12 protein-coding genes and 1 pseudogene are annotated in these 12,564 nt (G+C 61.9%); 2 read left to right on the top strand and 11 right to left on the bottom strand.

Features of this window, described 5'->3' with window-relative positions:
• Positions 1 to 33: 33 nt before the first annotated feature.
• The 8 genes from YUA_RS0138685 to YUA_RS46410 form a co-directional block, all read right to left on the bottom strand.
• Complete coding sequence (locus YUA_RS0138685; RefSeq protein ID WP_027535445.1) at positions 34 to 1,011, bottom strand: biotin-dependent carboxyltransferase family protein; 978 nt, start codon at positions 1,009 to 1,011, stop codon at positions 34 to 36.
• Complete coding sequence (gene pxpB / locus YUA_RS0138680; protein ID WP_027535444.1) at positions 1,008 to 1,703, bottom strand: 5-oxoprolinase subunit PxpB; 696 nt, start codon at positions 1,701 to 1,703, stop codon at positions 1,008 to 1,010. Before pxpB ends, YUA_RS0138685 begins: the two co-directional genes overlap by 4 nt.
• Before the next feature lie 137 nt (positions 1,704 to 1,840).
• On the bottom strand, positions 1,841 to 2,935 hold the full coding sequence (locus tag YUA_RS0138675) for an ABC transporter ATP-binding protein (protein ID WP_027535443.1): 1,095 nt from the start codon (positions 2,933 to 2,935) through the stop codon (positions 1,841 to 1,843).
• Positions 2,936 to 2,946: 11 nt separating this feature from the next.
• The gene (locus tag YUA_RS0138670; RefSeq protein ID WP_027535442.1) at positions 2,947 to 4,011 is read right to left on the bottom strand and encodes an extracellular solute-binding protein; all 1,065 of its coding nucleotides are present in this window, start codon (positions 4,009 to 4,011) and stop codon (positions 2,947 to 2,949) included.
• Positions 4,012 to 4,038: 27 nt separating this feature from the next.
• Entirely contained in the window at positions 4,039 to 4,842 is an 804-nt protein-coding gene (locus YUA_RS0138665; protein ID WP_027535441.1) for an ABC transporter permease, read from the bottom strand.
• The gene (locus YUA_RS0138660) at positions 4,842 to 5,774 is read right to left on the bottom strand and encodes an ABC transporter permease (protein WP_035972872.1); all 933 of its coding nucleotides are present in this window, start codon (positions 5,772 to 5,774) and stop codon (positions 4,842 to 4,844) included. The genes YUA_RS0138665 and YUA_RS0138660 overlap by 1 nt, the downstream gene beginning before the upstream one ends.
• 221 nt (positions 5,775 to 5,995) lie before the next feature.
• Complete coding sequence (locus YUA_RS0138655) at positions 5,996 to 7,198, bottom strand: pyridoxal phosphate-dependent aminotransferase (RefSeq protein WP_027535439.1); 1,203 nt, start codon at positions 7,196 to 7,198, stop codon at positions 5,996 to 5,998.
• On the bottom strand, positions 7,191 to 7,994 hold the full coding sequence (locus YUA_RS46410; RefSeq protein ID WP_035972870.1) for an SDR family oxidoreductase: 804 nt from the start codon (positions 7,992 to 7,994) through the stop codon (positions 7,191 to 7,193). Before YUA_RS46410 ends, YUA_RS0138655 begins: the two co-directional genes overlap by 8 nt.
• A gap of 236 nt (positions 7,995 to 8,230) precedes the next feature.
• Here YUA_RS46410 and YUA_RS0138645 point away from each other — a divergent pair, with 236 nt between their 5' ends.
• Positions 8,231 to 8,923, top strand: a complete 693-nt coding sequence (locus tag YUA_RS0138645) for an SDR family NAD(P)-dependent oxidoreductase (RefSeq protein ID WP_027535438.1) — start codon at positions 8,231 to 8,233, stop codon at positions 8,921 to 8,923.
• Positions 8,924 to 9,363: 440 nt separating this feature from the next.
• Here YUA_RS0138645 and YUA_RS52195 read toward each other — a convergent pair.
• A pseudogene (locus YUA_RS52195) lies at positions 9,364 to 9,465 on the bottom strand (P-type conjugative transfer ATPase TrbB); the annotation flags it as partial.
• A gap of 1,071 nt (positions 9,466 to 10,536) precedes the next feature.
• Here YUA_RS52195 and YUA_RS0138625 point away from each other — a divergent pair.
• Entirely contained in the window at positions 10,537 to 11,862 is a 1,326-nt protein-coding gene (locus YUA_RS0138625) for a DUF3422 family protein (RefSeq protein ID WP_027535436.1), read from the top strand.
• Between the two features lie 109 nt (positions 11,863 to 11,971).
• Here YUA_RS0138625 and YUA_RS49360 read toward each other — a convergent pair whose 3' ends face one another.
• Together YUA_RS49360 and YUA_RS46405 are read right to left on the bottom strand one after the other, a co-directional pair.
• Positions 11,972 to 12,304 (bottom strand): LexA family transcriptional regulator, encoded by a 333-nt coding sequence (locus YUA_RS49360; RefSeq protein ID WP_245285370.1) that lies wholly within the window; start codon positions 12,302 to 12,304, stop codon positions 11,972 to 11,974.
• Between the two features lie 56 nt (positions 12,305 to 12,360).
• Positions 12,361 to 12,564, bottom strand: a 204-nt coding sequence (locus tag YUA_RS46405) for a hypothetical protein (RefSeq protein ID WP_035972869.1), incomplete at its 5' end; no start/stop codon positions are given.

Below are 12,564 nucleotides of genomic sequence, written 5' to 3'. Positions count from 1 at the left end.
TCGCACCCTGCTCTTGTTCTCGTTGACGTTCACTCAAAGCTGGCGATAGAGATCCGCGACAGCCCGCAAGCTGGCGAGATAGTCACTGACGGGAGCCATGGCCGCGACCGCGTCCTGGTAGCTCACCTCGCTGAAGGCGATGAATGATCCTGGCGCCGCCTGGCCCAGGCGCCAGAGATCGGCCTGAATCACGGCCGCGATCTTGGGATAGCCGCCTGCCGTGTTGGCGTCGCTCATCTGGATGATCGGCTCGCCGGACGGCGGCACCTGCACGACGCCGGCCACGACGCCATGCGAGCGCATCTCGATCGGCGCATCCAATGTCAACTTGTCTCCAGTGAGACGGTATCCGCCGCGGTCGCTCCGGGCGCTGACCTTCCACGCAGTGGACCAGAGCCTCGCCTGCATCGCCTCTGAAAACAGATCATATTCACCGGCCCGCATCACGCGTATCGGCAGCACGCCGTCATCTCGCCGGCCGGCGCCTGGGATCGCGACGTCCGGCGGCGCGGCACCGAAGTCGAAACGGCGGGCGGCCTCTCGCGGCGGCCTGCCGACCGGAACGACGTCGCCCGTCTGCAAGCTTCGCCCCTCGAGCCCACCGAAGCCGGCGCGCAGATGCGTGCTGCGCGAACCCAGCACCTGCGGAACGTCGAGGCCGCCCCCGAACGTCGCGTAGACGCGCGCACCGCGGCGCGGCGTTCCGATCGCAAGAATGTCGCCAGCCCTCGCCTGCTTGCACCACCACGGACGCAAGGATAATCCGGCCAGCGTCGAGACGTGATCGGCGCCGGTGAGCGCAAATGTCGTGTCCTTCTGGAAACGCAGGCGGAACGGAAACGTCTGGATCTCGATGCCGGCCGCGTCATCCTCATTGCCGAGCAGCGCATTTCCGGCCGCGAGCGCGACGGGATCCATGGCGCCGGACGTGCTTACCCCGATGCCGCGCGCGCCATGCCGGCCGAGATCCTGGATCGTATTGAAGGCAGGGCTGGTCAGGATCTCGATCATAGCTCGATCCGATCGATCCTGAATCTGACACGGTCCCCCGGCAGCATGAGAGACGGTTGCTGGCGCTGCGGATCGAACATGGTGACAGAGGCCCAGCCGATGGCGTTCCATCCATTGGGGCTCGACAGCGCCGCGACGCCCGTCTGCAGCCCGCCGATGGTCACCGAACCCGCGCGCATGTTGAGCGAGGGCACCGATTTGCGCGGCATGTGGATGCGCGGATCGAGGCCGTGGAGATAACCAAACCCCGGCGAGCTCGCGACGGCGCAGACCGTGTAATCGCCCTCGCTATGAATTCTGATGACCTCGCGCGGCGGCAATCCGGTGTGCTTCGCGACCGCCGGCAAGTCGAAGCCGAGCTCGCCGCCATAGATCACAGGAATTTCGATGACCTTGCCGTCGGCCTTGCGGCCGGGCAAGCGATGCCACAGCTCGGCGATCGAAGCGCCGAGCATGCCGATATCAGCAGGCGGCTGCTCGAATACCAGCATCACATTGGTGACGCCGATGACGGTTTCCTGGACGTTCGGCCAGGACGACGCAGCATCCGCGAGCGCCCAGATGCGTCCCTGTTGAATCAGGTCAAAGTCACCCGGCGCCTCGACCAGCATCGCAAGCGTGCCGATCAGGCTGATCTTCGGGCTTTTCTCGATCGCGCCGACAAGGGGAGCGCTGGGCTGATTAATCGACAAAAGGGCCTCGCTGGTCCAACGCCTGCGGCGCCACCGTCTCCAGTTCTAACCAAACAGCCCAAGTCGATCCAAGACGATGTTCGTCTGCGGGTATAAGGGATGTCGATTGCCCGCACCCGCTGCGCCCGTCTCGAGCGTCAGTGACGGGCAATGATATGATTGCTTGGCGATTCCCACCGCGCGACAACCTCCTCGCCCACGGCGTATCGAAGTCCCGCCTGTTGCGACTGATTCTGCTCGAACACGATGATCTGCCCGCCACTCGGCGTCCTGAGGTAATAGTGACTGACGAAGCCGCGATAGATCGCCTGGTCGACACGCGCCATCACGCTGTTCGCCCGTTGCGCCGACGAGGCCTGACCAGCCCTCTCGACGATGATGGCCTCGGGCCTGATCGAGACCATCGCGTCGCTTGCCGAGGCGGGAAGCTGGTCGACCTGAAGGCTCAATTCGGGCGACACGCGAATGACCGCTCCACTGCCGTTGCGCTGCTCGACCGGACCTTCAAACAGGTTTGAGGCACCGATGAACTGCGCGACGAATTTCGAGGCCGGGCGCTGGTAGATTTCGGTGGCCGAGCCGACCTGCTCGAGCTTGCCATCGCGCATCACCACGATCTTGTCAGCCATGGTCAGCGCTTCGTCCTGATCGTGGGTCACCATGATGGTGGTCAGGCCAAGCCTGCGCTGCAGAGCGCGCAGCTCGACCTGCATGCTCTCGCGAAGCCCCTTGTCGAGCGCCCCGAGCGGCTCGTCGAGCAGCAGCATTGCCGGCTCGATCACCAGGGCACGCCCCAGCGCGACGCGCTGTTGCTGACCGCCGGAGAGCTGGGCCGGATAGCGCTTTCCGAAGTTCGACAGCTGGACCAGGCTGAGAGCTTCGCTCACCTTCCTCGCGGCATCCGCCTTGGACATGCCGCGCATCTCCAGGCCGAATACGATGTTCTCCTCGACAGTCAGATGAGGGAACAAGGCATAGTTCTGGAACAGCATCCCGACGTTGCGGCGATGCACCGGCACGTCGGTCATCCTCTTGTCGTTCACGAAGACGTCGCCGGATGTCGGACGGATCAGTCCCGCAATCATGCGGAGGCAGGTCGTCTTGCCGCATCCGCTCGGACCCAGTAAAGCGACCATGTGCCCCGGCTCGATCGCGAGCGACACGTTGTCGACTGCGACCGTGCGGCCGTATTCCTTGCTGAGGCGCTCAAGCCTGACTTCTGAAGATTTCATGACGGCCCCGCTCAGCTCGTGAACACTTCGTTATACTTCTCCAGCCACGGACCGCGGCGCGGGACGATGAAATTCCAGTCCGGCGTGAAGAGCCCGAGATCGGTTGCCTTCGTATCGGGATAGGCGAGGAATTTTGCCGTCTCAGGCTTGAAATCGATTCCGCTGACCGAGGGCGCGCTCAGCGTCTGCTCCGACAGCATCCTGGCGACCGCCGGGTCCAGGATGCGGTTGATGAAAGCGGCTCCGAGCTCAGGCTCCGGTGCATTCTTGACGATCGTCATGCTGTTGATGCCGGTGAATGCGCCCTCCTTCGGGAAGGTCATATCGAGCGGCAGGCCCTTCGCGGTGTGCGGATAGATCGCCTTGGAATATTCGATGCCCCCAATCGTCGCCTGTCCCTGGGCCACCTGGAGCACCTGCGCCTCGCTGTCATAGATCGTGAGGACATTCGGCTTGAGCGTCGCCAGCTTCTCCCAGCCTTGATCGACCAGATATTGCGCTTCCTTCAACGGCTTGCCCGTGACGAGCGAGGCCGCGACGATGAGCATCAGCACGCTCTGGGTATTCTTGGGCGTGTTGAGGAGGATCTGCTTGCGATATTTCGCGTCGAAGATCTCCTCATAGCTCTTGAGCGGCTTGGTCACCTGCGGATTGATGAACATCGCCGCGCTGGAGATCGAGAATCCGACGCCGTAGCCGTCCTCGAAGATATATCGCGGATAGACCTTCGCAAGATTTGGGATCTTGTCGGCGTCGAGTTTGCCGACCAGGCCCTCCTGCTTGGCCTGGGGGATGCCGACATCGTCCATCATCATAACGCTGAACCGCGGCGTATCGCGGGTTGCCCGAAGCGCGGCGATGTTGGAGAGCGTTGCGCCCTCGATCGTGAAGACCCGGCATTTGAACTCGGCTTCGAACTTGGGAATGACCTCCTTCTGGATCAGTTTGCCCAGGGCGGAGTTGTAAACGCCAACGTGCAGCTGCTTGGTGTCCTGCGACCAAGCCGGGCTGATGATCGTCGGGAAACCAACCGCGGATACACCGGCCTTGATGAGAGTCCTACGTGTCAGGCTCATGGTCCAATCTCCATCTACGAGAGTAAATCAGGCGGCCAGCGCGCGGCGAAGACCTACCAATTTTTCCAAAATCAAGACGCCGACCATTGCCATCAGAATGATGATGGTCGACATCGCCGGCACGGACGGATCGAAAACATTGACGAGCTGCCGCATCAAGACCAGCGGAACGGGTGAGTATTCGGAGTTCGCCAGCCACATCGTGACAGGGTAGTTGTCGAACGAAACCATAAAGGCAAACAGTCCGCCGGCGGCAACGCCAGATGCGATCTGCGGCAGCGTCACCCGCCAGAAGGTTCGCAGCCGGTTGGCCCCGAGCGTGCGTGCGGCATCCTCCAGATTCTCGTCGACCAATTGCAGGCTGGTGACCACCGTCCGGATCACATAGGGCGAGGTGACGACGATATGGCCGATCAGAAGATTCAGCCGCGCGTCCGTCGAGCCGAGCTTGTTGAGGACCTGGAGCAGCGCGAGGCCCGTTATCAGGGCCGGAAATATCAGCGGCGAAAGCAGGAAGCCCTTGATCGCCGCCACGCCGAAGAAATCTCCACGCACCAGCGCAAAGGCCGCCGGTACGCCGAACAGGAGCGATCCCGCCGTCGTACCGAGCGCGAGCAGGATGCTCAGCCGCATGGCTTCGAGGAAGTCGCGGTCCTGGAGGACCTTGGCATACCATTTCAGCGTGAAGCCCTGCGGCGGAAAGGTCACGAAATAGGAATCGGAGACCGACGCGGCCATGACGAGGAGCAGCGGCGCCAGGATGAACACCATCATGCCGGCCGTGATGGTGTAGAGGATGAAGGCACCGAAGCCGGAAAACCGCTCGTCCATCAGTCGGGCCTCCTGAGACGCCGGCCTTCCAGAAGCCACATCGAAACGCCATTGACCGCGAGAACGAGGCCGACGAGAACGACCGCAATTGCAGCGCCGAACGGCCAGTCGTAGACGACGAAGATCTGCTGCTCGATCAAATTGCCGAGCATCACCGCCGAGGCCCCGCCCAGGATCGCTGGAATGACGAAGGAGCCGGCGGTGAGCGAAAATACCAGGGTGAAGCCCGCCACGAAGCCAGGCATGCTCAACGGCAGCGTCACCCTAAGAAAGACCTTCCACCAGGGCGCCCCGAGCATGCGAGCCGCATCCTCCAGGTTGGGATCGATCTTGCCAAGCGCGGACGCCAGCGGCAAAACCATCATCGGGAAGAACACGTGCAGCGATCCGATCATGACGGCCGTTTCGGTGTAGAGGACCGATATCGGTGCGTCGACGACATGCAGCGTCATCAGGATCCAGTTCAACATCCCCTTCGGGCCGTTCTGGAGCACCAGCTGCCAGCCGTATCCACGAACGACCACGCTGACGATCAGGGGCGCGATCACGATCAAGGTGATGATGCGCGTGACCATCGGACGGCTTTTGACCATCACCAGCGCGACCGGATAGGCGAGCACCGTCGCGAGCGCCGAGGTGATGATGCTGATCCGCAGCGTGGTCCAAAGCACGCGCGCGTAGAGCTCGACATTAACGAGGCGTGCGTAATGCGCCAGCGTGAACGGGCGGCCGATGATGCCGCGGCTGTCCTGCGTCTGGATGCTCGAGAACAGCAGACCCAGCGCCGGATAGAAGAAGAAATAGGTCAGGAACGCCAACATCGGCGCGGCGAGAAGCCCGACGGGCAACGCAAAGCGCCAGCGCGATCTCTCCCGGGCGACCGGTGGCGCCTCAACAGTCAAAACTGCCACCGCCTCGTCGCTGGTGGTCATCGCTGGCCGTCCTCGACTGTGCGATACCAAGACTACCCCTCTTTAGAACAAAGCTTATGCGTTGGCATTCTACAGGACCAAGAACATCTTCGTTTAGGGGCATCAGGAACGATTATGACAATCGTTTCGGCATATTGCTCCGATCTTGATCTGCGAACGCCGCAGGTTACGGCTTTCGCCGACCGTCCGGGGGCCCTCCCCCTTGCATTTCGAATGGCCGGTCAGCGCAGGCCTTCGCAGAAGCTTGCGATGCGCCGGCAGCCTTCCTTGAGCGATCCGATATCGGTCGCGTAGGAAATGCGAAAATACGGGCTCATGCCGTAGGCGCCACCGTGCACCGCAGCGACATGCTGCTCCTCCAGCAAAGCCGAAATGAAGTCGGCATCGGTGTCCAGCCGCCGGCCGCCTTTCGTGGTCTTGCCGATGCAGCCGGCGATGTTCGGAAACACGTAGAAGGCCCCTTGGGGCCTGTGGCAGGTGATGCCGGGGATCTGATTCAGAAGCTTGACCACGAGATCGCGCCGATCACGATAGATGTCCGTGCGCTCCTTCAGGAAATGCTGCGGGCCGTCCAGGACCGCGACCGCCGCCGCCTGGCTCAGGGTACAGATTCCTCCGGTCGCCTGACCATGGACGTTGTTCATCGCCGTGATCAGCTCCTTGGGGCCTCCGCAATAGCCGACCCGCCAGCCCGTCATGGCGTAGGCCTTCGACGCGCCGTTGACAGTCACGACGCGATTCTTCAGCCTTGGTTCAACCTCGGCGATCGTACAGAACTCGAAACCATCATAGGTGAGATGTTCATAGATGTCGTCGGTCAGGATCCAGACCTCGGGATGCTTCAACATGACGTCGGCGATCGCGCGCATCTCCTCGCGCGTGCAGACCGCGCCGGTCGGATTGTTGGGAAAATTCAGGATCAACCACTTCGTCCGGGGCGTGATCGCCGCCTCGAGGTCCGCCGGGCGGAGCTTGAACTGGTTGTTCTCCGGGCAGGGCACGGCGACGGGCGTCGCCTCCGCAAGGAGAACGATGTCGGCATAGGTGATCCAGCCGGGAGCCGGAATGACCACCTCGTCGCCGGGATTGCAGGTCGCGAATAGCGCGTTGAAGATGATCTGCTTGCCGCCGTTGGCGATCAGGATCTCGTCAAGCGCATAGTCGAGATTGTTCTCGCGCTTGAACTTGCGCTGCACCGCGGTCCTCAGCGCGGCGGTCCCCGGCTGCGCCGGATATTTGGTATCGCCGGCAAGCGCCGCCCGATGAGCGGCCTCGATCGCATGGGGCGGCGTCGGAAAATCGGGCTCCCCGGATGACAGGCCGACGATCTTGACGCCTGCGTCGCGCAGCTCACGCGCCTTGTCCGTCATCGCCGCCGAGGCCGACACCTTCACGGTCTTGAGGCGATTTGCAAGTTCAGGCATTGTCGGCTCCGCTTCTCATGTCTCTCAATTGCGCGGTCTCGCATCGGCTGGCGAATCGCAATTCGCCGACGACCTGGAGCGTGGGGACGACCTCGATCATCGCGACGTTCATCCGCGCCGGCGACCCCACCGCGAAGGCAATGGCTTCCGCGATGTCTTCGGACTGGAGCGTCTCGAACGTGCCGACGAAGCGGGCATCCGGATTGTCGGCGGCATTCTGGTTCTGGAAGATGCGCGTCGCCACACGGCCGGGCGAGATTTCGGTGACGCGAACGCAGGTTCCGTAGAGATCGATGCGCAATTGCTGCGACAGCGAATGAATGCCTGACTTGGTCGCGTGATAGGCCAAAGATGAATTGAATGTCGTTGCATTCTCGCCGAAGGCATAATGGCCGGCGATCGACGAGACGTTGACCACGTGGCCGTGGTTGCGCCGCGCCATGCCTGGAACGATCAGCCGCATCAGATGCAGAACCGCGCGCAGATTGATGTCGACCAGCGTGTCGACATCGTCCGGTGCAGTATCCAGGATATTGCTGCGCCGCGACTGACCGGCATTGTTGACGAGGACGTCGAACTCGGCCGAGCTCCCAAGCCGCGTCAGGGCGGCGAAATCATTCAGATCGAGCGCGCATACGCGACAGCCTGTCTGACCCGAAAGCGTCGCCAACCGCCGATGGTCTCGCCCCAGCGCATGAACCTCGAGCCCCTCGGCGCAGAGCAGCCGAACCGTCGCAGCCCCGATCCCCGAGGACGCCCCCGTCACCAACGCCGTTCGATAGTCCGAAAATCCCATCTGCGGGGGCTCTTTTGCAGGCAGCCAAGCGTCGGAAAGCTACGTGCATGGGCCGATGCAGGCATACAGCAGATTTGTTCTGCCCTCATAAGGACATCCAATATCCCGGCCGGATGCGCCGGCCTGCGAGTCATAAGCACGCCGGATGCCGGCAGAGCGAATTTCTCTTACTCGCTATCGGTCGCGTCCCTTACATTTCGTGATGCACCTGGCTCACTTATAGGAGACGGACTCGGATGTTGGAGGTCGGCAATCGGATCGTCATGGTCTCGGGAGCTTCGCGCGGCATCGGACGCGCCGTCGTCGACCGGCTGCTGTCGTCGGGCTTCCGCGTATCGGCGGGGCTTCGCGATGCGAGCCGCCTTGCGGAAAGCGATCGCCTCATGACGCATCGCTACAACGCCGAAGATGCCGCGAGCCCGATCGCCTGGGTGAATGCCACGGTCGCACGATGGGGCGGCGTCGATGCCATTGTCAATGCGGCGGGGATCAACCCGAAGGTTCGCGTCTCCGACGAGGGCGAGGACGACCTCGACGACATGTGGCGCGTCAACGTCAAGGGCCCTCTGCGCCTCGTCAGGGCCACTCTGCCTCATCTGGCCGTGTGTGGTCACGGCAGGGTCGTCAATCTGGGCTCCCTCGCCGGCAAGCGCGTGGGTAGCAATGTCGGCTACGCCATGACCAAATTCGCGGTGGTCGCACTCACCCATGGCATTCGCCGGGAAGGACGTGCGGCCGGCATTCGCGCAACGGTGATTTGCCCGGGCTACGTCGCCACCGACATGACGCTGAACGACGACGAGATCCCTCGCCATGAGATGAGCCAGCCGGGCGACATCGCCCGCCTGGTGGAAACCGCACTCATGCTGCCGAACAACGCGTCGGTGTCCGAGATGCTCGTGCACTGCCAGTTCGAGCCGACGCTTTAGCGCCCTGGTCGTAAGGCGCGCCGTTTATGCCGCCGGCGAACTATGCCGAGTAGGGTCGTTTTCCCCGGATTTCTCGCCGACTGGCGTCTCAGAGGCGGGCCGCCCGGATAGCTCGCCGAGTGCTATGCCGCTTGTCTCCTCGAAGAGAGGCTCGTTCGGCACGGCGGGTGGCATTGCTCAACCGCCGGTACAGCCGGCTTCTGCCCAGGTACTCTTCAACTTCCATCTTCCTGTCGGCATGCTGCCCGATGGAGCGCGCCAAGCCCTATGTCTACAGCGGAGATCGATGCGTTGCTGACGGCAGCGCTGGCTCTGCCGCTAGCCGACGGGGTGCGCCAATCGACCTACCATACCTTGTTCGGGCTGATCGCGGTGACAGGCATGCGCATAACCGAGGCGATGGGCCCGGCGCGTGGTGACGTCGACCTCGACGCCGGAGTGCTGACGTCTTCGAGGAAGGTCGTTATCGCGGGGCCCAACGCGGTGCGCAGCATGCGCGCGCCACGCGAGAACGCTTCCGAATGGATTGAAGTGCGCACCACGATCGTCCGCCGTCGAGCGCCAATCGCGGCAAGCGATCAGCGACGAGGGTAGATAGGAAAGGCAGCGAATGGATCAGTTCAGCAAGTATTCAGCAGTCGCGGCGAGCCAGCGTAGAGGAGAGAAAAGCTACCTGGTGTGTAGAAGGCGATAACCTCGCTCGATATGACGTTATGAGCCCATCGCCAAGCCTTGCCCCGGTCCGGGCGCTGTCACTCTCCGGACTCTGCATCGACAAATCCGACCACAGCGTGGCCGCCCAGACAATGGCAGCGGCCGGGCGAGCCATCATCTTGCCCAAACAGGCAATTCCCTGTGGCCTGCCCACGTGCGCATTCTGTCAGAATACAAGCGCGCTTCATGTCTGAAACCCGCCTCCGACTGTCTTCGAAGACCACATTGCGCCAGAAAACACGCGAGCGTGCCCGTTTACAGTGCTGGCCCAAATCCTGCACCGGCTCTCCGCGCCAGAAAGTTGGGCGCCGGCAACAAGATGGGAGTCGCGCTTGGTCATCAATCTGTCAATCGACAATGTGGTTGCCGCACCCGAGGTCGACTGTCTGCACCGCGCTGGGAGAACGGAAGACGCTCTTGCTTGCCATCGGTCATGCCACCGGAAACCTGTTTTCAGAAGATGGCCGGCGTATCTTCATCTGCGCGCGGCAATCCTTCGGTGGCGGCCGATCTCTGTGGGATTCGGAGACAGACAACCATGTCCACGTCGATCGAGGCATTCGTCGGATGGTGTCGCACGCTGCCCCCGAGGTCGGGGAACGGCTTGTTGGCGATCGTTACAAGCATTGATCCACAATGCCGGCATTTCGCCAGCGGACCGTACCCCGCAGACGTTTTTGGCGGCGTCAGTCGAAAGCGGGATGCGGCTGATCCGGCTCAATCTGCTCGGCATGATCCTGCTCCCGCAAGACCTCTTTCTCGAGCTGAAGGCGACCTCGGTATCGATCGTCAACGTGACTTGATCGGCGCCTTGCCGCGCACCCGTTTTCCAGCACCGCCAATGCCTCCCGCGTCAAGGCTGACGGTTGCTTGCTCACTCTGAAGCGAGGCGTCAATACATGATCGATGAACTGGATCTGCGAACCTTCACGCCACATCCGCAACGCGACGCCGTGCTCGGCGAAGTGCACACGCGCCCTTTCACGCGCCTTGTATCGCCATTCAGCGTGATTCACTTGGGTTTTCTTGCGCAAGGCGAGGCGGCCGCAAGCGATCGCTGCCGCTTTATCGATTTCTGCCTGGAGCGCAATCTTCCGCCGCCTGCGCAATCGGCGAAACATCATCAGATCGTCATCGGTCCCGCGACGCTACGCTGGGAGCAGCATGCGGAATTTACGACATTCACCTGGTTCTGGGCTAACGCAAATCGTCCTGCCGCTCACCAATTCGACAAAGTTGATGATGCCGTCCGATCGCTGATCCGCGCGTTGCGGCAGTCCGGACAATTGCTGGTCGCGATCAGGTTAGAAGTGGAGCAGGAGGCCTCGCCGACCAAGCGGGCCGAACAGATTTTTGACAAGAATAGCCTGGCCATGGTGGCCACAAAGAGCGGTGCAGGCGTTGCCGCCTCAGACTTCCGCGTGGACGAAAAAGGCTTCACGAAAATCCTCGTCTGCGACCTCGGGTTGACGTTGCACGATCTCGGAGCGCTGGTGCAACGGCTCCTGGAAATCGAGACCTACCGTCCTTTGGCGCTGCTCGGCCTGTCGGCGGCCCTTGAGCTTGCACCGTCCGTTGATCGCATCGACCGCCGTCTTGTCGATGCGCTCGAAAAAATGCAAAGCGGTGCGGGGCTGCAATTCAACAACCAATTGCTTGCCGAGCTGACGGCGTTGGCCGCCTCCTTCGAAAGAGGCGCGACCGGCAGCCTGTTTCGCTTCGGCGCCAGCAGGGCCTATAACGAGCTGGTCCAATCGCGACTGTCAATCATTGAGGGCAACGACGTCTCGGGCTATCCGACATGGTCGTCATTTCTGGCGCGTCGCATGGCGCCTGCGATGCGAACTTGCGCGACCGTGGAGGAGCGTCAGGCGACCCTGTCGGTCAAACTCGCGCGTGCCGCCGATCTGTTGCGAACCCGTGTCGACGTCGAAATTGAACGACAGCATCGTGACCTCTTGCACGCTATCAACGAGCGCGCGAGGCAGCAACTTCGGATGCAGTGCACGGTCGAGGGATTGTCGGTCGGGGCGATCGGATATTACGTGGTCAGCCTGTTTGGCTATCTAGCCAAGGGCGCGCACGACGTCGGACTGCGTGTAGAGCCCTCGTTCCTAACCGCAGCCTTCGTGCCGATCGCGGTCGGCGTGATCTGGGTGGTGAGTTACAACATCCGGAAGCGACACCTCAAGCACGACGACGCGCCCTCGGTGGCTCCCGACTAAAGCTCCTTGAGGGAATCAGTGGGTCCGTCCTACGAACCTCGGATAGTTGTGGTGCGACGCTGCCGCAAAAGCCCCGACTGGTTAGCCTGCAATTTGTGCTAGTGGTTCATCACAGTGGTTTTGACGTTTTGATCCCGAGCCATTCGAGGATGGGCAGGTTTTCGGGTGGCAAGAGAATCTCGATGCTTCGGGGAGCGCCGGGCTGACGGCGAATGAAACCGTTCCGTCCGAGGGTAACGATCATCTGGTGGACCGATGGTGGGCTGACACGGAAATGGCGCTGGATGTCGGCTTCAGCGGGCGGTCGGCCGACAACGATCTCAGCCGTGGCGCAGGGACATGCGGTGCATTCCCTGTGTCGATCGCGAATACGTCGCTGCATTTCTACATGTAGCGATGTCCGCGCACCGCTATCGTTGAAAATAGCGACAAACAGCTTCAATTTCGGGAAGTCGCTCGTGGAAGCCTCACGGCCTCGGGCGTGCTCACGATGGGTCTTCAGCCATCATGACCTGATTTGCTCTTCGTTAGCTCGATTGATCTGGCGTTCCAATTCGGCGGTGTCTGCTCGAGAATGTTACGGACGAAGAACTCCAAGACCTTCAGCTGCGTATAGCTGCCCGGTGTTCCGTGATCTGCACCGGGCACATAAAGCATGTCGAAGTATTTTCCCGCCTTAATGAGCCGATCGGCAAGCTGGAA

The organism is Bradyrhizobium sp. WSM3983 (assembly GCF_000473045.1).
Taxonomy (GTDB): domain Bacteria; phylum Pseudomonadota; class Alphaproteobacteria; order Rhizobiales; family Xanthobacteraceae; genus Bradyrhizobium.
This window is presented reverse-complemented; position numbering and strand designations above follow the sequence as displayed.